The organism is Dactylosporangium sp. NPDC000555 (genome assembly GCF_040300025.1).
Classification (GTDB): Bacteria; Actinomycetota; Actinomycetes; order Mycobacteriales; family Micromonosporaceae; genus Dactylosporangium.
This window is the reverse complement of sequence record NZ_JBEPDB010000089.1, coordinates 1-17,421: the sequence shown is the minus strand read 5'-3', so window position 1 is coordinate 17,421 and position 17,421 is coordinate 1. Positions and strand designations below refer to the sequence as shown.

The following is a 17,421-nucleotide window of genomic DNA, read 5'->3' as shown; positions in this document are numbered from 1 at the left end:
GCCGCTGTCCTCGGCGGTCACCCCACCACGCGGCTTCCACGGCCGGCCGCGGCGATGCGCTCGAGCACCTCCGGGGCCGTGGTCCGCGCGCCGAGCCGGACCGTCTTGTTGGTGCCGTGGAAGTCGCTGCTGCCCGTGGTGACCAGCCCGAGCCTGCCGGCGAGCGCCCGCACGTGCTCGCGTTCGGCCGGGCTGTGGTCGGTGTGGTCGGCCTCCAGCCCGAACAGCCCGGCTCCGGCCATCTCGACGATGAGCTCGTCCGGGACGATCGGACCGCGGACGCTGGCCCGCGGGTGGGCGAAGACCGGCACCCCGCCGGCGTCCAGGACCAGGCGTAGCGCGAGGAAGACGTCGAGGTCGTCCTTCGGCACCCGGTACCGCCGCCCCAGCCATTGCGGCTCGAACGCCTCAGAGACCGTGCCGACCAGGCCCCGCCGGATGAGCGCCTGGGCGAGATGCGGGCGGCCGACGGTGCCGCCGGCCGCGTCCTGCAGCACCTCTTCCCAGGTGACGTCGATGCCGTCGGCATACATCAGCTCGACCATCCGCTCGGCCCGCGTCTCCCGCGACAGCCGGACCCGCGCCAGCTCCGTGGCCAGCGCCGCCTCGCTCGGATCGAACAGGTACGCCAGCAGGTGCAGCGAGATCGGCCAGGCGCCCCCGTGCCATCGGCACGACAGCTCCGCACCAGGCACGAGCGCCAGGCCGGGCGGTCGGGCGGCGATCGCGGCCGGCCAGCCCGCCGTGGTGTCGTGGTCGGTCAGCGCGACGACGTCGAGCCCGGCCGCGGCCGCCTCGGCGACCAGTTCCGCCGGCGTCGAGGTGCCGTCGCTCGCGGTGGAGTGGGCGTGAAGATCGATCCGCACGCTCCCAGCCTATAGAGGCCCTAGTGGTCGGCAAGGGGCTCGATGAGCACGGCCCCGTCGCTCTCCTGGTCCAGCGAGTCGTACTCGCTCGTCTTGGCGCCCGGGTTGAGCTTGAGGAACTTCTTGCCGTTGTCGACCACGAACGTCGTCGCGTTGAGCCAGACGGTATTCGAGGTGACCGAGAGGTCCCACACCTTCGGCTTGCCGTCCGTGAAGACCGTGGTCAAGTCGAGGATCGCCACCTGCTTGAGGCCCTTGACGGGGTAGGCGAGCCAGCGCCCGTCGGGGGAGATCCGCGCGCCACCCTCCTTGGCCGCCGCCGGCAGCCCGCAGATCGTGTTCTTGGTCTTCTTGAAGGGCTGGTCGAACTCCAGCAGCGCCAGGCACATCGGCGTATCCGAGGCCTTGGCGAGGACCTCCGCGTAGACGCCCTTGTTGTCCGTGGTGCCGCCGAAGACGCGGACCACGGTGGTGTCCCACTTCTGGTTGTACTTGCCTTCGGTGGGCCAGACGCCGAAGCCCTCGCCGTCGTTGCTGATCACCAGGTTGGTGCCGACGAACGTGACCGGCTTGGTGTCCGCCGGGACGTCGACCGAGTACTTGGCGGTCACCTTGTTGCTGTCGTCGCCGCTGCGGGAGCCGACGTTCATCTGACCCTGCGACGCCCACGCCAGCATCTTGCCGTCCTTGGCCACGGTGATGTTGCTCGCGTCTTCGACCAGGACCTTCTGCTGGTTCTTGTCGTCCTGCAGGACGAGCTGCTTGTCGCCGTCGGGCTGGGTGTTGACCACCAGGTAGCCGTCCTTGGCCTGGTAGGCCGCGGTGACCGTGCTCCTGGCCGGCAGCTGCAGCCGCACCCGGGTGGCCGCCTGCGCGCTCGGCTTGACCGCGTCCACCTCGCGCATCCCGGACGGCGCCGCCGGCATGCTCCGGGACGCCCAGGACGATGGGTGCTGCTCGGTTTGGGGCTGGCTGGCGGGCCCCTGCGCCTGCGGGAGGAGGTCGCCCGGGGCGCCCCCCGTCAGCGTCTGTGTGACGGCGACCGAGGCCACCGCGACGGCCACGAAACCGGACAGGCCGGTCACCACGGCGCGCCGCCGCCGGCGGACCCGCGCGGCTCCGCGGATGGCGGTGTCGGCGGCCCCGGTCAGCGACGCGAGCGACCCCGGCGGGGGACTGCCCGCCTTGGCCGCGAACGTCTCGCGGAGTTCGTGTTCCAGCATGATCGTCACGTCCCCAGTCAGACTTCCACCGGCTCTTCGACGGCGGTCTCCGTGGGCAGCACCACGGTCTCCGCAGCTAGAAGCGACTCAGCCTCGACGAAAAGTTGTTCCGGCTCTTCGAGAGCCGGAACACTTGTCGGGACGCTCGCCGGAACCTCGGCCGGCTCGGGGACGGTCGGCGGACGGGCCGGCTGGGATCGGGTGGCGGGACGGACGCCCTCGGCGCTGAGCCGCTCGCGCAGCGTGGCGAGGGCGCGGGAGGTCTGGCTCTTCACGGTGCCGACCGACACGCCGAGCAGGCGTGCGGTGTCGGCCTCGGACTGGTCCTCGTAGTACCGCAGCACGAGCACGGCCCGCTGCCGGTTCGGCAGGGCGCGCACGTGCCGCCACATGGCGTCGCGCTCGAGGCTCTCCTCGATCTGGTCGGCGGCCGCGCCCTCGGGGAGCACCTCGGTGGGGCGCTCGCCGTGCCAGCGGCGTCGCCACCAGCTGGTCGAGGTGTTGACGAGCACGCGGCGGGCGTACGGCTCGACGGCCTCGATGTGCCCGAGTCGCTTCCACGCCAGGAAGGTCTTGGTCAGCGCGATCTGCAGCAGGTCTTCGGCGGTGGCCCAGTCGCCGGCCAGCAGGTAGGCGGTGCGCAGTAGCGCCTTGGAGCGAAGCGCGACAAACTCACGGAAGTCTTCTTCGCGGAACCCTGCGTCATCCGGCACCGGCCGCCCCTTCCCCCTTCGCCCACGTACGAAGACGCAACTGGGGGCCGTCCGGGTTGCCACCCGGAGCGCATTGTCAGCGAACTCTCAGGTTCCGTCGTCGTCGCCGCCGGCCGCACGGCCGAGGCGCGCCTCGACGGCCTCCGGCTCGTACATCTCCTCGACGATCCGCAGATACAACTCATTCGGGTTGGGCAGATTGCGGATATTGCGCAATGCCTGATCCTGGCCTGCGGACTCCAGCTCGAAATGGCCGTATCCGAGCGTGCGGCCCGTCAATGACTGCACGTATTTCATGTCGGTGACGCGCTGCAGGGGCATCATGGCGACATTGCGGGTGAAGATGCCCGAGACGACCATGACCCGTTTGTTGGTGAGGATGAAGCGGTCATACCACCAGTCGGCGACGCGCCATGCGCACCACAGGACCACGATTGCCCAGATGACCAGCACCGCGGTGCGCAGCTGGGTCTGGTTGTGCTTGGTCAGCCAGCCGGCGATGTAGCCCATCGCGATCGTCGCGAAGGCCGCGATCAGGCCCTCCTTGACCAGCTGGATCCAGTGCCGCTTCCACTCGCCGCGGAACTTCTCGGTGGGGAAGAGGTAGCGGGACGCGTGCCGGCTCGCCTCGTCCTCCAGCGGCGCCACGCGGCTGCCGGGCGGCACCGCCGGGCGGGCGTCGCCGCCCTGGAGGCCGGCGAACTCGTCCTGTGAGAACGTGGGCGGGGCGCCGGAATACTGCCGGCCGCCCTCGCCGCCCGCGTGGGCGCCGTCGGTGAGCGGGTCGGCGTAGGCGTCGGAGACGAAGTCGTCGCCGTCGGTGGAGTAGTCGGCATGCGCGGAGTAGCCGACCGGCTCGCCGGTCGCGGCGAACGGCTGGCCGGAGAGGGACTCCGGGCGGGCACGGGGAATCGGCTCCGTGTCCCGGTCCTGGTTGCGACGGGCGTTCGGGTCGTCCTCGGGAGGCTCAACGCCGGCGGACATCGACGTCAGACAACCAGGCTAGAGAAGAACTCGCCAAATCCGGTGGCGATGTCCATGATGCCCCCGCCGATGGACTTGAACACCTCGGCGGCCGACTGTGGCCGATACGCCACGAAGAAGATGAGGAAGGCAATGCTTCCCCAGGTGAGGACCTTCTTGACCATAGCCGTCAATCCCCTCCCCGCGGCGCTGCGCACCAACGCCCCGGCGAACTCAGCGTATCAGCTACGCGGCTCAGGGTGCAGTTTCGCCGCGCGCCGAGCATCGACTCGGAGCTCGATCCTAGTCGCGGGTGTCTACGCTTTGCCGTGAAGATAGGGCGACGGCGCGCCGTAGACGAGGTGGGTTGGCACGTCATCGGACAGATCGTGCAGCTCGAGCTCCTCCTCCAGGAGGTACCCGGCCGCGGCGGGCCACGTGACGATGTAGATCCACATGCCGGCGGCCTCGCCGATGTACGCGCACCGATCCTCCGGGGACTTCGCCATCCACAGCGGGGTGGGCCAGCCTGCGGCCCGGACCTTCGCGTGCGCGGTGGTGGTGGCGAGGTCGCCGTCGAAGAAGGGCCCGGGGTCGGTGCCCGGAAGGCCGGCGAAGCGGTTGCCGAGCCCGACGCCTGGCTCCTCGGCGATGATCAGGCAGTCGGCTGGCCCGTGCTCGACCGGCCCCGGCCCGCTGCAGGCCAGCGCGGTGGCGCGGACCCCGGAGCGCTCGTCGCCGACCCAGCCCACCCCGGTCACCATCCAGCCGCTCGGCAGCGGCCAGGGGCACCACAGCGGGGTCGGGCGTCTGTCCCCGGCCCGTAGCGCCGCGGCGAGCAGCTTCGCCCGGACCGCGTCGACGATCTCGGGCCCGATGTGCTGCGCGACGTGCAGGGGCAGTACCGCCCCGTCGACATCGCATCGCCAATCGGAGTGCATGAGGTCCGGCGGTCGCACCGGACCACCACAGCGGGGACAGCTGACTGCGACGCCCATATACCCACGGTAAGGCCGGTCAGGGGTTTACGACCCCGTACTGCCGAATCCAGGCATGCATGGCGATGCCGCTGGCCACTCCGGCGTTGATCGACCGGGTCGAGCCGAACTGCGCGATCGAGTACACCGCGCCGCACGCCAGACGGGCGGGTTCCGACAGGCCAGGCCCCTCCTGGCCGAAGAGCAGCACGCACCGCTGCGGCAGCACGGCACGCTCCAGCGGAAGCGCGCCGGGCAGGTTGTCGATGCCGATCAGCGGCAGGTCGTGCCGCCGGGTCCACTCCAGGAACTCGTTCACGTCGGGATGGTGGCGCACGTGTTGGTAGCGGTCGGTAACCATGGCGCCGCGCCGGTTCCACCGCCGCCGCCCGACGATGTGCACCTCGGCGGCCAGAAACGCGTTGGCGTTGCGCACGACGGTGCCGATGTTCAGGTCGTGCTGCCAGTTCTCGACGGCGACGTGGAAGGGGTGCCGGCGGGTGTCGAGGTCGGCCACGATCGCATCGAGGCGCCAGTAGCGGTATCGGTCCACCACGTTGCGGCGGTCGCCGTCCGCGAGCAGCTCCGGGTCGTAGTGTGACGCGGCGGGCCATGGACCATCCCAGGGTCCGACCCCGACCGCAAGCTCGGTCTCGGGTTCCATTTCCGGCGACGGTACCGCATGTGCCCCGCTCGTCCGGCACGGCGTTTCCGCCATCGTGGCTGCCGGCCGGACCTACGGCTCGGACCGGCCAGGCTCGGGCCCGGCGATCGGGGGTTGCGCCCGGTGGCCGGCCGGGTTTGGCCTGGAGGCCGGGCTTCGATGGCGCTTCGGCAGAGCTTCGGCCCTGGAGGCCGGCCGAGTGAGAAGGGTTGTCCAGCCCACCCGGCCGGCGCTCGTCGGCGCGCCGGCCCCGCTCAGCGGTGCAGGGCGCGCGCCAGTTCCAGGGCGATCCCGTTGACGAAGCGCCGCTCCGCCAGCTGGATCTCCACCCCGCCGAGCCGGATCCGCCCGGGCGCCCAGGCGGCCCGCCCGATGCTCGCCGCGATGTCCATCAGCCACTCGCCGTAGGCGAGTGCGACGTCCGAGCCGAGCCGCTCGGCCAGCAGCCGCACGGCGTGCCCGCAGTCGACGAGCACCGTGGCCGGCTCGGCGGCCGCGGCGTCGATGTCGTTGTCGGTCAGCTGCTCGGCGAAGATGGCCGCGACCACCCCGCGCACGAGGAGCGCACGGGACCGCTGACCGGCGGCGATGGCCTCGACCCCGGCAACGGCGTCCACGCGCTCGTCGCCGGCGCAGGCCGCGACGAGCACGCTACGGGGCAGCCGGACGAGCAGATCCCACTCCTGCCGCCGCAGCGGCAGGTCGACCCGGATGGCCGGGCGGCCGGACGGGCCGGATGCGGGCTGGCTCGACATGACAACCTCCCACAACCGAGCGTATGCCGAAAAATCCGTCGATAACGGCTCTTTCCGCCACGAGCCAGAGCAACAATCCACCCGGCCAACCGCAAACCGCAACCAGGACGCAGGGGGCGCGAAGCGCAGCCAAAAGTGCGAGCGAAGCGAGCATGGGGGGTGTGGGGTGGGAACCCCCCACCGATGCTCGAGCGAAGCGAGAGCCAGGCTAACTAACAGCCCCAGCCGTCGTAGATGCCGTCGTGGCTCTCGACGATGCCGCGCACCTTCCAGGTGACCTCGTGCAGCGCGGGCGGCTGGACGGTGTCGCGTCGGATGGCCTGCAGCACGTAGTCGCCCTCGTCGCCGCGCTCGACGGTCACCGCGAACCCGTCCGCGCGCAGCTCCCGTGCCGAGGCCTCGGCCCGCTCGGGGTCGGGGAAGTAGGCCAGGAACTCCACCGCCCGCGGCAGGCCGAGCCGGTCGCCGTGCTCCTCGAGCTCCTGTATCACCTGGTTGTCGTCCATGACGTTGCGCTGCCAGGCGTTGGGCGTGAGCGCCTCGCGGACCCGGGTCCAGCCCGGATCGCTGGACACCTCTGCGGTCGGGGCGAGGCCGTCGATCGGAGGCAGCGGCGGCGGGCTGGTGTTCGCGGGCAGGTACCCGGTGATCCGGCCGGCGTTGTCGGAGAGCATCCGGCCGACGAGGGCGCCGCCGGCGGAGCGCAGCACCTGGCGTACCGCCGCGTCCATGGCGTGGATGGCGGCCAGCTCCGCGGCCGCGGGCATGCCGCTCGCGCCGTCGCCGGTGTAGGCGAACTCGACGTCGTACCGCAGCGGGAACCGGGCGACCGGAGCGGCCTCGACCGCGCCGAGATCGATGTTGTACATCGCGAGCCGGCCGCCGATCTCGCCCGGGTAGACCGCCCAGCGCTCGACCCACGCCTGTTCCCGCCCCAGCAGCCTGCGGAGCAAACCCACGCCGTCCTCCTTGACGCTCCTACGACTTGGGCTCCGGCGACTTGGGCTCCGGGAAGCTGGGCGCCTCCGGGCCCGCATGCGACCTCTTGGGCACCATCACCCGCCGCTTGAAGACGCAGACGAGGGTGCCGTCCTGCTTGTATCCCTTGGTCTCCACGGTCACCACGCCGCGATCTTCCTTCGACTCCGACTCGCGCTTGTCCAGCACGACCGTCTCGCCGTAGATGGTGTCGCCGTGGAAGGTCGGCGCGGTGTGCCGCAGCGATTCGACCTCGAGATTGGCGATGGCCTTGCCGGACACGTCGGGCACCGACATGCCCAGCAGGATCGAATAGATGTAGTTGCCAACCACCACATTGCGCTTGAAATGCGTCGACGTCTCGGCGTAATGCGCGTCGAGATGCAGCGGGTGGTGGTTCATGGTCAGCAGGCAGAACAGATGGTCGTCGTACTCGGTTACCGTCTTGCCCGGCCAGTGCCGGTAGACGGCACCGATTTCGAACTCCTCAAAGTACCGGCCGAACTGCATCTCGCACTCCTCTGGAACAGCTCTGACAGCTCTGTCACGTGTTTGCGCAGCATGCAGGTCGAGGCCGGGGTGCCGGTAGAGGAAGCGGTCAAGTGTGAGAAAACGCAGTGAGCGGCGGGGCTCTGCCTGGCGCCCGCCGCCCACGCTCTGTGCTGAGTATCTTGGTACCCCCGCACGCCCGATCGCAACGCTGCGTATAGAGATGCGCGTCACATCTTGATGCATTGAGCGTGATGACTACGCATTGTGACCGAATTCTCACTACTGAGAGTGATGTTGTCGCCGGACGGCATGTCTAGAGTCTGGCGCGGATGGAACGGTTGAGCACTCGGGGGCGCGTGCTGCGGGTCGCCGCGGTGGTCGTTTTCGGCGCCCTGACGCTGGCGGGCACCTTCCGGGGCGACGACACGCTGTTCCCGTTCGCGCCGTTCCGCATGTTCTCTACCGCCGACAAGCCCAACGAGCCGGTGCTGGCCCTGCACACCGACGGCATCGACACCACGGGCCGGCGCATCGAGCTCGACGAGCGCAACGCCGGGGTGCGCCGGGCGGAGATCGAGGCGCAGATCGAGCGCTTCAAGGCCGATCCGTCGCTGCTGCACTCGGTGCGGGAGTCCTACGCGGCACGCAATCCCGGCAAGCCGCCGCTGGTCGAGGTGGACATCGTCGAGGTGCGGCACCACCTGCGCCACGCCCGGCCGACGGGGGACGTCACCGAGGTGGTTCTGGCGAGGTACCGGCCATGACGCGCTGGCTGTTCGCACCCGTCCCGAAGGCGCGCATCGCCGCGTTCCGGACGCTCGTGTACCTGTTCGTCCCGCTCGACCTGGTGCTCTTCAGCGCCTGGATCAGGGGCCACGGCAACCTGCCCGGCAGCCTCTACCGGCCCCTGGTCGTCGGCCGCCTGCTGCACCTGCCCACGCCGACCCACCTGATCGTCGACGCGATCTACTACACCCTCATCCCGCTCTCGCTGCTGGCCGCCACCGGTCGCGCCCATCGCCTGCTCGGCTGGGCGGTGTTCGCCCTCTACTTCGAGTGGATGATCATCGCGATGAGCTACGGCAAGGTCGACCACGACCGCTATGCCCTGCTGGTGGCCCTGGCCGTCCTGCCCACCGCCGGCCGGGCCCGCCACGGCGACGGGATCCCGACCGAGGCCGGCGGCTTCGCGCTGCGCGCCACCCAGATCGCCGTGATCTGCACCTACTTCCTGGCCGCCATCGCCAAGCTCCGCTACGGCGGGCTGGCATGGCTGACCGGCGCGACCCTGACGAGGTCCTTCATCCGCCGCGGCACCCTGCCGGCGCGGTGGCTGCTGAGGATTCCTGGCTTCACGACGGTCTCGCAGGTCTGCATCGTGGGCTTCGAGCTCCTCAGCCCGATCGTCTTCTTCGTGAAGCCGAGAACGCGCTACCTCATCGTCGCCGGCTTCTACCTGTTCCATCTGTTGACGTTCTGCCTGATCACGATCTCGTTCATCCCGCACCAGATCGCCATGGCCGGCTTCCTGCCCTTGGAGAAGGTGACCCCGATAACCTGGCTGCGCCGCCGGCGCGCCGGCCGAAACGGCCGGACGGCGCCTGCGGAGGTGACGACCACGAACCCGGCAACATCGGGGGAAGCCTGACCGGGGCCGCTCGCTCAGAGCAGCGTCAACTGCTCGCCCGCCGCCGGCGCCTGCTTCGGTGCCTCCACGCCTCGCGCCGTGCCCGTGCCGCCCGTGCGCAGCCCGTGCCGGCGCGCTGCCAGCCGGACCCGCGCGGCGACCTCGCGCTGGTAGGGCTGCGGCGCATACGAGCCGTCCCCATAGAGCTCCCGATATCGCGGCCCCAACTCCGGATGCTCCCGCAGCAGCCACGCGCGATACCACTCCCGTGCCCCCGGTCGCAGGTGCAGCACGAGCGGCACGACGCTCGCCGCGCCGGCCGCGGCCAGGGCGCCGACCGTGGCGTCGATGGACTCCGGCGTGTCGGTCAGGCCGGGAAGGATCGGGGCCATCAGCACGCCGACCGGGAAGCCGGCGTCGCTCAGCCGGCGGATCGCGTCGAGGCGGCGCAGCGGGCTCGGGGTGCCGGGCTCGACCGAGCGCCAGAGGCCCTCGTCGACGAACCCGACCGACATCGACAGGTTCACCGACGTGACCTCGGCGGCCTGGCGCAGCAGGTCGAGGTCGCGGGTGATGAGCGTGCCCTTGGTCAGGATCGAGAACGGGTTGGCGTGGTCGCGCAGCGCGGCGAGGATCTCTCGCATCAGGCCATACCGCCCCTCGGCCCGCTGATAGCAGTCGACGTTGGTGCCCATCGCGAGGTGCGCGCCCGTCCAGCCGCGGGCCGACAGCTCCCGGCGCAGCACCTCGCCGGCGTTGACCTTGACCACGATCTGGGTGTCGAAGTCGTGGCCGGCGTCGAGGTCCAGGTAGGTGTGGGTGCGCCGGGCGAAGCAGTTGTGGCTGACCACGCCGTTGGCGATGAAGTCGCCGGTGCCGGTCGTGATGTCATACATCGGCACCTCGACCCCGAGCGGCTCCACGCCCACGACCCGCAGCGCGTCGTCGCCGCGCACCAGGTCACCGGCCACCGTGCCCGTCGCGGTCGCCGGCCCGAACATCAGCCCGAACCGCACCAGCTCCCGGGTCCCGCCCAGCACCCGGACCCCGCCCGGCCCGGCGCCCGGCTCGTCGACGACGGCGGCGAAGCCGAGCACCGTCAGGCACTCCACGAGCCAGTCGACGACCACCTTGTCGACGGCGTTGAAGCGGGGCAGCCCGCCCGCCGGCCCGCCGTCCGCGTCATACAACCCGGCGACGAAGCCCAGCCGCCAGTCCCGCTCCGGCGCCTGCGGCCAGTCGAGCAGCGCGCTCGCGTCGCGGACGCTGGCGCCGGCGAACTCGCGCCCGGCGTCCCCCTCGCCGGCCAACGCGTGCAAGCCCCCGCACGCCGCCGCGTATTCGTGGGCGCGCGCCAGAGCCGCCGCCGGCACCGGCGCGATGTGCCCATCGCCGGTGACGAAGCCGCACAGGTATCCGCGTCGATATGCCGGCGACCACGTCGGCGCCGCGCCCGGCAGCGCCCCGAAGCCGGCGAGGCGGTTGGCGGTGGTCAGATGCGGCCGGCGGCTGCGGCCGTGCCGGGCGCCGGTGACGTGTTTCCAGCCGCGGTCGGTGAGGAACCGGTGCTCGCCCGAGGCCACCAGCGTGGTGCCGTCGGCGAGCGTCACCCGATGGGCGGGCTTGACGGTCGCCCAGTGCGCGAGAACCCGGGTGGTCGTGTATCGCCGCAACCGCCCGTCCCGCACGGTGCCGACGATCTCGTCGCCGACCCGCAGATCCGCCAGCGGCCGGGTGCCGCCGTCGGCCATCAGGATCTCGGTGTCGCCGGTCAGGCAATACACGCACGCGTGCGAACAGCCACGATAGGGATTGAGCGTCCACTCGAACGGCACGCCGGACGCGCCCGGCACCCGGTTGATCAGGGATTTGGCCCGAACCTCGTAGAAGGTGACGCCGCGGAACTCGGGCGTGTCGAAGGTTCGGGCCACGGCCCCGGGCAGCGCGAGCGGTAGCACTCGCGGCTGCCCGGGATCACCGGTGTCAGCACCGCCAGTCGCCTTGAGGTTGTCCCATCGCACGAGCTAATCCGAACACGCGTACGAACGAAATTCAAGGAACGTCGGTGGCGTACTACCAGGCGTTACGACTTGACTACGCTGTCGTCCGAGTCGTCGTTGGTCGCCTGCGTCTCGGCGACCTTGGCGCGCACCTCGTCCATGTCGAGGTCCCGCGCCTGCTGGATCAGCGACTCGAGGGCCTGCTGCGGCAGCGCGCCGGGCTCGGAGTACAGCGCCACGCCGTCGCGGACGATCATCAGTGTCGGAATCGACCGGATGTTGAACTCGGTCGCGAGCAGCTGTTCCGCCTCGGTGTCGACCTTGCCGAACGTGATGTCGGGGTTGAGCTCCGACACCCGCTCGTAGACCGGCGCGAACTTCTGGCACGGCCCGCACCAGGACGCCCAGAAGTCCACCAGGGCAATGCCCTCGCCGCCGATCTTCTCAGCGAAGTTCTCCGCGGTCAGCTCTACGGTTGCCATGCTTTCAGCTCCGATCCTTCATGGCGTCGCATCGGGTATGCACCGTCATAACCACACACCCCTTACCAGCATTCCCAGCCGGTGCCAGGGCTCACCCCGGCTGCGCGATGATGGACGGGTGGAACACCCGACCTTCGTGTTCGACGGTGACTGTGCCTTCTGTTCATCATGCGCCCGGTTCATAGAGCATCGCATCAGGCCGGACGCGGATGTCGTGGCCTGGCAGTTCGCCGACCTCGAGGCGCTGGGCCTGACCGAGGAGCAGGTGAGCTCCGCGGTCTGCTACGTGGCGCCGGGCCGCGCCACCGCCGGCCCCGTCGCGATCGCCGACCTGTTGCGCCGCGCCGGCCCCGTGTGGCGCGCCGCCGGTGCCGTCCTGGGCCTGCGCCCGATCACCGCACTCGCCTGGCCCGTGTACCGCTGGGTCTCCCGCAATCGCCACCGGATGCCCGGCGGCACGGCCGCGTGCGCCCTTCCGCCCAGCCACCCGGCACGCGCCGCCTGAATCATGACCGCGAGCGCCGGCGGCCACCGGGTCACACCGGGTTGAACGCTAGTCGCGCAGGCCCAGCCGCTTCATCGCCCGCTTGCGGGCCGGGGACTCGATCCACTCGACCGGAACCGAGCGCAGCAATCGGCCCAGGACCAGGGTGTTCACCGAGGCGATGCGGTCGGCGGCGGGCAGGCCGGGCAGCCCGTACAGCTTGCGCGCCCACGCCGGCAGCAGCCCGATCGCGAGCGCCGACACGCCGAACGCGGCGCCGCGCACCGGGGTGAGGCCCAGGCCGTATGGCAGCGGGGGCATGGTCAGGAACAGCCCGGTGGCGGCCGAGTCGACGGTGAGCTCGAGCGACGGGCGCATCCGCGCGTAGTAGTCCTCGACGGCCGCCACCGAGTCGGGCACCGTGGCCGGGTCCAGCCCGACGAGCGCGGCGGTGCGGGTCTGCTCGCCGTAGTACCCGTCGGCCTCCGCCGGGGTGAGCCGCAGCCCGCCACGCCGCGCGGCGGTCAGGAACGACTCCACCTCGGTGACGTGCACCCAGCGCAGCAGCTCGGGATCGTCGACTCGGAACCGCTCGCCGGTGCGCCGGTCCACGGCGGTCATCCGGGCATGTATCCGGCGGACCCGGTCACCGGCCCGCTGGGCCTCCTCGGTCGTGCCGTAGATCACGGTGGTCACGTATGTCGAGGTCCGCGCCAGGCGGCCCCAGGGATCCTGGCGGTACCGGCTGTTCTGCTCCACGCCGGCGACCGCCCGCGGGTGCAGGGCCTGCAGGTACAGGCTGCGCAGGCCGCCGACGGAGACGATCGGCTCGCGGTGCACGCGCCAGGTGATCGAGTCCGGACCGAACAGGCCTGCGTCCGTCACTGCATTTCTTCGTCGCGTTTGAGCTGGCAGGCGGGGCACAGGCCCCAGAATGTGACCTCCGCCTCATCCAGGACGAAGCCGTGCGCCTGCGACGGGGTCAGGCATGGCGCGTCACCGACCGCGCAGTCGACGTCGGCGATCTCGCCGCAGCCCCGGCAGACGACGTGGTGGTGGTTGTCGCCGACCCGCGACTCGTATCGCGCCGGGCTGCCGGCCGGCTCGATCCGCCGGGCCAGGCCGGCCCGTGACAGGGCACTGAGCACGTCATACACCGCCTGGGTCGAGACCGTGTCCAGGCGCTGGCGCACCCGAGCCGCGATCTGCTCGACTTCGAGATGGCCGTGGGAACTCTCGAGGATCTCCAGCACGGCCAGCCGGGGTCGCGTCACACGCAGACCCCGGGCGCGCAGCAGATCCTCACCCGACACAGCTTCAATGAGACCACGCAGCCTGGAACCGTTCAAATGTTTCCAGGCTCTTGAACCTGGGATCTTCCGCACGGGTAATCACCCGCGGGGGGATCGCGACTGGACGAGGAGGCCCCGTGTTCGACCGTGTCCTTGGCATCCCGGCACATCCGCTGTACATCCATGCGGCGGTGGTCCTGGTGCCGCTCCTGGCGCTGGCCGCGGTCCTGTACGCGGTCTGGTCCGCGAGCCGCCGGCACATCCGGTGGCCACTGGTCGTGTTCGCGCTGTCCGCACCGGGTGCGACCTTCTTCGCGAAGGAGTCCGGCGAAGCGTTCAGCGCCAACCCGGCCTTCCAGGCGCCGCAGATGAAGGCCCTGATCGCCGAACACGAGGACTACGCCGACATGCTGTTCCGGTTCGTGGTCCTGCTGGCCGTGGTCGCGCTGGTGATGGCGTTCATGATCCCGGTGGCCGCCGGCGGCCGGGCCCGGATCAAGGCCCCGGCCGCGGCCCACTGGGCGGCCGCCGGGCTCGCGGTCGTGCTGTCCGTGGTCTCGATGTACTACTGCTACCGCACCGGCGACAGCGGCGCGCACATGGTCTGGTCGGGCTTCTAGACCGGCGCCTCAGAGACTGGCACTCAGAAGAGGACTCGGCCGCAGAGGATGAGGAGCACGACGAGCAGGATCGCGCCGGCGACGAGACCCATGCCCTTCGTCAGGATCGTGGCGGCCTGCTCCTCGCGCGCGATGCGCTCGACGTCCTGGCTCGGCAGCTTGCGCGGCGGGGCCGGGCTCTCCACGACGGGCGGGCGCCAGCCGTGCGGGGGTGGAGTGCTGCGCGGAGCGCCGGTGTAGGGAACGCTCGGCGGGGCGGCGGGCGTGGGAGGTGGCGCCTCGGCGCCCTCGGCCGGGCGTCGCCAGTACGCGTCGTCGCTCACGCCACGACATTACCCACCTCACGCGCGGCCCATCGCGGCCACGGCCGAGGTCCGGGCGGGCCGAAACCCGCCCGGACCGCCGGTTGGGTCAGCCCAGGTTCAGCTCGCGCAGTTCGGCGAGCGACATGGGGCGGGTGGCGTCGAGATCCGGCTTGTCCAGCTCGTCCAGGCGCTGGGTCTCCTGGTCGACCGCGGGCGCCTTGCCGAGGGGAGCGTCGTACGCCGATTCGGGGGTGGATTCTGTCATGCCGCCGAGTGTGACCGGTAGACCGCGAAGGCGACTGTCGCCATTCGGCCACTTTCCCGCAAACTGCTGCGGGTAGGCTCGCTGCCGTGGCAGGTACGAACGGGTGGGCTCCCACCGATGATCAGCGTGAAGTGAGCTTCGAGGACTTCGCCGACGAGTTGGTCGTGCTCCCGGACCACACGACCGACGACACGGACTCGGGCTGGGGTGAGCGCGCGTCGACCAACGACGACCGCCTGCTCGCCGACCGGCCGCCTCACTGGGACTGACAGCACACCAGCGGCATGAAGCGCCCGGCCCCCACGGGGGACCGGGCGCTCTACGTCTTCGGCTCAGGCCGCGGAGGACGAGGAAGAGGACGAGCTCGACGAGGAGGAGGAGCCCGAGGAGGAGGACGAGCCCGAGGACGAGGTGCTCGCCGCCGGCTTCGACTCCGTCTTGGTCTCCGTCTTCGACTCGGTCTTGGTCTCGGTCTTGCTCTCCGCCTTGGTCGAGGAGCCCGACTTGGACGATGAGCGCGAGTCGTTGCGGTAGAACCCGGAGCCCTTGAACACGACGCCCACCGCCGAGAACTGCTTGCGCAGCCGGCCCTGGCACTGCGGGCACACGGTCAGCGCATCGTCGGTGAACGACTGCACAGCTTCCAGCTGGTGTCCGCACTCCGTGCAGGCGTACTGGTAGGTCGGCACCGCTCAGCCCCCATCGTTGGCACTCCGATACTTCGAGTGCCAATGTTGCGGCATCGGACACCCCTTCGTCCAGTGGACGTGCGCGGTGTCATAACCCTCCAGCGCCCCGCAGACGCGCTGGTCGTGCGCTTCGGCCGGAACATCGGCACGAAACTCACCCGGGTAGAGCAGCACGACCGTGGGGGCCCGCACCCGTCGCAGGACCCGGTCGTAGGAGCCACCGCCCTGGCCCAGCCGTGTCCCGTCCTCCGAGACGGCGAGCCCGGGCAGCAGGAGGAGGTCCGCCCCGCCGACCGCTTCGCGGCCCAGCCGGGGGCCGGTGGGCTCCAGCAGGCCGAAGCGGCCGGGGGCGAAGGAACCGTGGGCCTGAGGGTGCTCGGGGTACTCGGCCCAGTCCAGGTCGTTGTCGTCCAGCAGGACGGGCAACAGTAGGCGATCGGCCGCGGCGGCCAGGGCGGGGACCAGCTCCGCGCCGCCGGGCTCGAACTCCAGCGGGACGTAGGCGGCGACCGTGCGGGCCATTGCCTGCCGTGCTGCCTGCCGTACCAGATCGGCGGCGGCGACGGCCAGGCAACGGTCCGCGGTCGCCCGAACGGGGCCCGGCATAGCCCGGCGGACGGACCTGATGTGCGCCCTGAGCTCGGATTTGGGGGACACCTCTGACAGCGCCACTCGATTCCTCCTCGACTGTGACAGCATCGCATCAACCGCGAGGTACGGGAGGACGGACGTGACGCTGCGTGCGCGGCTCACCGCGGCCTTCCTCGCCGTCGTGCTGGGGCCGGTGCTGCTCGGCGCGGTCTTCGTCGGGATCGCCGTCGCCGCCGTGAGCGACCAGCGCACCTCCGAGCGGCTCGACGCCGGCTCCGACAACCTGCGCGCCGCCATCGCCGTCACCTGCCAGAGGCTACGCCTCGCCGCCGAGACCGCCGCCCTGCTCGGCGACCGGCCCGACGCGGCGCAGCTCGCCGTCGGCCGGGGCCTGGCCCGCGCGGTCGAGGTGACCCGGGCCGACGGCGGCGTGCTCACCTCGGCGGGCGAACTGCCGCCCCGCCCGTGGGCCGACTGCGCCGCCACGGCGTACTCGGCGTCCCCGGCGCTCTCCTCCTCCGTCGAGGTGCTCGACGCGCGGGGGCAGCGCATCGGCCGGGCGCACGCGGTCGAACCCGTCGACTCGAACCTGCTCGGCTGGCTCGCGTCGGCCAGCGGGGTGCGGATCAACTCCCTCGCCGCGGGCGCGCAGCCCACGACCGAGGACTCCGGCATCGTCCAGGCCGCCCGGGGGCTCGTTCCCGGCGCGACCGGCGTGACGGACGGCGGCCGGCTGGTGCGCCGCCTCGACCCGCAGCCGGGCCAGCCGCTCACCCTGGCGATCAGCGTGCCCGCGCCCGACACGCAGGGGCTCTACGCGGTGCTCGTGGCGGTCGTCGTCTGCGCGGGCCTGGTCGCGGTCAGCGTCGCCTGGTGGCTGGCCCGGTCGACGACGCAGCCGCTCACCGAGCTCGCGCAGGCCGTCGAGCGGGTCGCCGATGGGGATCTCGGCGCCCGGGTGCCGGTGCGCAGCCAGGACGAGGTCGGCCGGCTCGGGCAGACGTTCAACCGCATGACGCGGGAGATGCAGGGGTACGTCCAGGCGCTCACGGCCAGCCGGGACCAGCTGCGCCGTCAGCTCGGCGTGCTGGGCGACACCCTGGCGGGCACCCACGACCTCGACCGCATCCTGCAGGTGATCCTGCAGACCGCCACCGCCGCGACCGGGGCGCAGGCCGGCGTGGTGCTCATGGCCGACCCGGCCGGCATCGAGCTGCGCGGCCAGGTCGGGGAGGGGCTCGCCGGCACCGACGTGACCGAGCTGCGGCTCCAGCCGGGGGAAGGGCTGCTCGGTACCGTCGCCGCCTCCGGCGAGCCGATGCGCGGGCGGGTCGAGCGCGACGGGCCGCTCCTCGCGGCGGCCGAGCCGCGCTGCGTGACCTACGTCGCGGTGCCGATCGCCGCCCCCGCCGCCGGGCCGACCACCGGGCTGGAG

The 17,421-nt window shown here is 71.3% G+C and carries 24 protein-coding genes; 6 read left to right on the top strand and 18 right to left on the bottom strand.

The window, feature by feature from the left end:
• Nucleotides 1–17: 17 nt before the first annotated feature.
• The 10 genes from ABT297_RS35740 to ABT297_RS35695 all read right to left on the bottom strand — a co-directional run bounded on the left by ABT297_RS35740 (nt 18) and on the right by ABT297_RS35695 (nt 7,649).
• Nucleotides 18–866 carry a PHP domain-containing protein gene (locus ABT297_RS35740; protein WP_350556913.1) on the bottom strand — a complete coding sequence of 283 codons (849 nt, stop codon included), beginning with the start codon at nt 864–866 and terminating at the stop codon, nt 18–20.
• Nucleotides 867–886: 20 nt separating this feature from the next.
• A complete protein-coding gene (locus tag ABT297_RS35735) occupies nt 887–2,098 on the bottom strand; it encodes a hypothetical protein (protein WP_350556912.1) in 1,212 nt (403 codons plus the stop codon).
• Between the two features lie 8 nt (nt 2,099–2,106).
• Complete coding sequence (locus tag ABT297_RS35730) at nt 2,107–2,802, bottom strand: SigE family RNA polymerase sigma factor (RefSeq protein WP_350556911.1); 696 nt, start codon at nt 2,800–2,802, stop codon at nt 2,107–2,109.
• Between the two features lie 87 nt (nt 2,803–2,889).
• The gene (locus ABT297_RS35725; RefSeq protein ID WP_350556910.1) at nt 2,890–3,786 is read right to left on the bottom strand and encodes a PH domain-containing protein; all 897 of its coding nucleotides are present in this window, start codon (nt 3,784–3,786) and stop codon (nt 2,890–2,892) included.
• 5 nt (nt 3,787–3,791) lie between these two features.
• Nucleotides 3,792–3,950 carry a hypothetical protein gene (locus ABT297_RS35720; protein WP_350556909.1) on the bottom strand — a complete coding sequence of 53 codons (159 nt, stop codon included), beginning with the start codon at nt 3,948–3,950 and terminating at the stop codon, nt 3,792–3,794.
• A 132-nt stretch (nt 3,951–4,082) separates the two neighbouring features.
• Nucleotides 4,083–4,763: a DUF6758 family protein gene (locus ABT297_RS35715; RefSeq protein ID WP_350556908.1), complete on the bottom strand. Its 681-nt coding sequence runs from the start codon at nt 4,761–4,763 to the stop codon at nt 4,083–4,085.
• Nucleotides 4,764–4,782: 19 nt separating this feature from the next.
• Complete coding sequence (locus ABT297_RS35710) at nt 4,783–5,406, bottom strand: TrmH family RNA methyltransferase (RefSeq protein ID WP_350556907.1); 624 nt, start codon at nt 5,404–5,406, stop codon at nt 4,783–4,785.
• A 254-nt stretch (nt 5,407–5,660) separates the two neighbouring features.
• Nucleotides 5,661–6,161: a hypothetical protein gene (locus ABT297_RS35705; RefSeq protein WP_350556906.1), complete on the bottom strand. Its 501-nt coding sequence runs from the start codon at nt 6,159–6,161 to the stop codon at nt 5,661–5,663.
• 212 nt (nt 6,162–6,373) lie between these two features.
• Entirely contained in the window at nt 6,374–7,120 is a 747-nt protein-coding gene (locus ABT297_RS35700; protein WP_350556905.1) for a DUF695 domain-containing protein, read from the bottom strand.
• A gap of 19 nt (nt 7,121–7,139) precedes the next feature.
• Nucleotides 7,140–7,649 (bottom strand): MaoC family dehydratase, encoded by a 510-nt coding sequence (locus ABT297_RS35695; RefSeq protein WP_350556904.1) that lies wholly within the window; start codon nt 7,647–7,649, stop codon nt 7,140–7,142.
• A gap of 320 nt (nt 7,650–7,969) precedes the next feature.
• On the opposite strand from ABT297_RS35695, the gene ABT297_RS35690 reads away from it, so the two are divergent.
• Both ABT297_RS35690 and ABT297_RS35685 read left to right on the top strand, forming a co-directional pair.
• Nucleotides 7,970–8,395, top strand: coding sequence for a hypothetical protein (locus ABT297_RS35690; RefSeq protein WP_350556903.1), 426 nt, complete (start codon nt 7,970–7,972; stop codon nt 8,393–8,395).
• A complete protein-coding gene (locus ABT297_RS35685; RefSeq protein ID WP_350556902.1) occupies nt 8,392–9,279 on the top strand; it encodes an HTTM domain-containing protein in 888 nt (295 codons plus the stop codon). Before ABT297_RS35690 ends, ABT297_RS35685 begins: the two co-directional genes overlap by 4 nt.
• A 14-nt stretch (nt 9,280–9,293) precedes the next feature.
• On the opposite strand, the gene ABT297_RS35680 is transcribed toward ABT297_RS35685, so the two are convergent.
• Together ABT297_RS35680 and trxA are read right to left on the bottom strand one after the other, a co-directional pair.
• Entirely contained in the window at nt 9,294–11,279 is a 1,986-nt protein-coding gene (locus ABT297_RS35680) for an intein-containing Rv2578c family radical SAM protein (protein WP_350556901.1), read from the bottom strand.
• 62 nt (nt 11,280–11,341) lie between these two features.
• Complete coding sequence (trxA, locus tag ABT297_RS35675) at nt 11,342–11,740, bottom strand: thioredoxin (RefSeq protein ID WP_350556900.1); 399 nt, start codon at nt 11,738–11,740, stop codon at nt 11,342–11,344.
• A 118-nt stretch (nt 11,741–11,858) separates the two neighbouring features.
• Here trxA and ABT297_RS35670 point away from each other — a divergent pair, with 118 nt between their 5' ends.
• On the top strand, nt 11,859–12,245 hold the full coding sequence (locus ABT297_RS35670) for a thiol-disulfide oxidoreductase DCC family protein (RefSeq protein ID WP_350556899.1): 387 nt from the start codon (nt 11,859–11,861) through the stop codon (nt 12,243–12,245).
• Between the two features lie 48 nt (nt 12,246–12,293).
• Here the strand turns inward: ABT297_RS35670 and ABT297_RS35665 are convergent, their stop codons facing one another.
• The gene (locus ABT297_RS35665) at nt 12,294–13,109 is read right to left on the bottom strand and encodes an oxygenase MpaB family protein (RefSeq protein WP_350556898.1); all 816 of its coding nucleotides are present in this window, start codon (nt 13,107–13,109) and stop codon (nt 12,294–12,296) included.
• Entirely contained in the window at nt 13,106–13,537 is a 432-nt protein-coding gene (locus ABT297_RS35660; protein ID WP_350556897.1) for a Fur family transcriptional regulator, read from the bottom strand. Before ABT297_RS35660 ends, ABT297_RS35665 begins: the two co-directional genes overlap by 4 nt.
• Before the next feature lie 116 nt (nt 13,538–13,653).
• On the opposite strand from ABT297_RS35660, the gene ABT297_RS35655 reads away from it, so the two are divergent.
• Nucleotides 13,654–14,136, top strand: coding sequence for a hypothetical protein (locus tag ABT297_RS35655; protein ID WP_350556896.1), 483 nt, complete (start codon nt 13,654–13,656; stop codon nt 14,134–14,136).
• 23 nt (nt 14,137–14,159) lie between these two features.
• Here the strand turns inward: ABT297_RS35655 and ABT297_RS35650 are convergent, their stop codons facing one another.
• Together ABT297_RS35650 and ABT297_RS35645 are read right to left on the bottom strand one after the other, a co-directional pair.
• The gene (locus ABT297_RS35650) at nt 14,160–14,459 is read right to left on the bottom strand and encodes a translation initiation factor 2 (RefSeq protein WP_350556895.1); all 300 of its coding nucleotides are present in this window, start codon (nt 14,457–14,459) and stop codon (nt 14,160–14,162) included.
• An 88-nt stretch (nt 14,460–14,547) separates the two neighbouring features.
• The gene (locus ABT297_RS35645) at nt 14,548–14,706 is read right to left on the bottom strand and encodes a hypothetical protein (protein ID WP_350556894.1); all 159 of its coding nucleotides are present in this window, start codon (nt 14,704–14,706) and stop codon (nt 14,548–14,550) included.
• Between the two features lie 86 nt (nt 14,707–14,792).
• On the opposite strand from ABT297_RS35645, the gene ABT297_RS35640 reads away from it, so the two are divergent.
• Entirely contained in the window at nt 14,793–14,975 is a 183-nt protein-coding gene (locus ABT297_RS35640) for a hypothetical protein (protein ID WP_350556934.1), read from the top strand.
• A 63-nt stretch (nt 14,976–15,038) separates the two neighbouring features.
• Here ABT297_RS35640 and ABT297_RS35635 read toward each other — a convergent pair whose 3' ends face one another.
• Together ABT297_RS35635 and ABT297_RS35630 are read right to left on the bottom strand one after the other, a co-directional pair.
• Entirely contained in the window at nt 15,039–15,395 is a 357-nt protein-coding gene (locus ABT297_RS35635; RefSeq protein ID WP_350556893.1) for an FmdB family zinc ribbon protein, read from the bottom strand.
• A gap of 3 nt (nt 15,396–15,398) precedes the next feature.
• Complete coding sequence (locus tag ABT297_RS35630) at nt 15,399–16,094, bottom strand: 5-formyltetrahydrofolate cyclo-ligase (RefSeq protein ID WP_350556933.1); 696 nt, start codon at nt 16,092–16,094, stop codon at nt 15,399–15,401.
• 31 nt (nt 16,095–16,125) lie between these two features.
• On the opposite strand from ABT297_RS35630, the gene ABT297_RS35625 reads away from it, so the two are divergent.
• The coding region (locus ABT297_RS35625) for a HAMP domain-containing protein (protein WP_350556892.1) at nt 16,126–17,421 on the top strand (1,296 nt) is incomplete at its 3' end.

Bases quoted from the DNA above. Each gene is read 5' to 3' on its own strand.
- ABT297_RS35725 (WP_350556910.1), bottom strand. From the start codon at position 3,786: ATGTCCGCCGGCGTTGAGCCTCCCGAGGACGACCCGAACGCCCGTCGC.
- ABT297_RS35720 (WP_350556909.1), bottom strand. From the start codon at position 3,950: ATGGTCAAGAAGGTCCTCACCTGGGGAAGCATTGCCTTCCTCATCTTC.
- ABT297_RS35715 (WP_350556908.1), bottom strand. From the start codon at position 4,763: ATGGGCGTCGCAGTCAGCTGTCCCCGCTGTGGTGGTCCGGTGCGACCG.
- ABT297_RS35710 (WP_350556907.1), bottom strand. From the start codon at position 5,406: ATGGAACCCGAGACCGAGCTTGCGGTCGGGGTCGGACCCTGGGATGGT.
- ABT297_RS35705 (WP_350556906.1), bottom strand. From the start codon at position 6,161: ATGTCGAGCCAGCCCGCATCCGGCCCGTCCGGCCGCCCGGCCATCCGG.
- ABT297_RS35695 (WP_350556904.1), bottom strand. From the start codon at position 7,649: ATGCAGTTCGGCCGGTACTTTGAGGAGTTCGAAATCGGTGCCGTCTAC.
- ABT297_RS35685 (WP_350556902.1), top strand. From the start codon at position 8,392: ATGACGCGCTGGCTGTTCGCACCCGTCCCGAAGGCGCGCATCGCCGCG.
- trxA (WP_350556900.1), bottom strand. From the start codon at position 11,740: ATGGCAACCGTAGAGCTGACCGCGGAGAACTTCGCTGAGAAGATCGGC.
- ABT297_RS35645 (WP_350556894.1), bottom strand. From the start codon at position 14,706: ATGACAGAATCCACCCCCGAATCGGCGTACGACGCTCCCCTCGGCAAG.
- ABT297_RS35630 (WP_350556933.1), bottom strand. From the start codon at position 16,094: ATGCTGTCACAGTCGAGGAGGAATCGAGTGGCGCTGTCAGAGGTGTCC.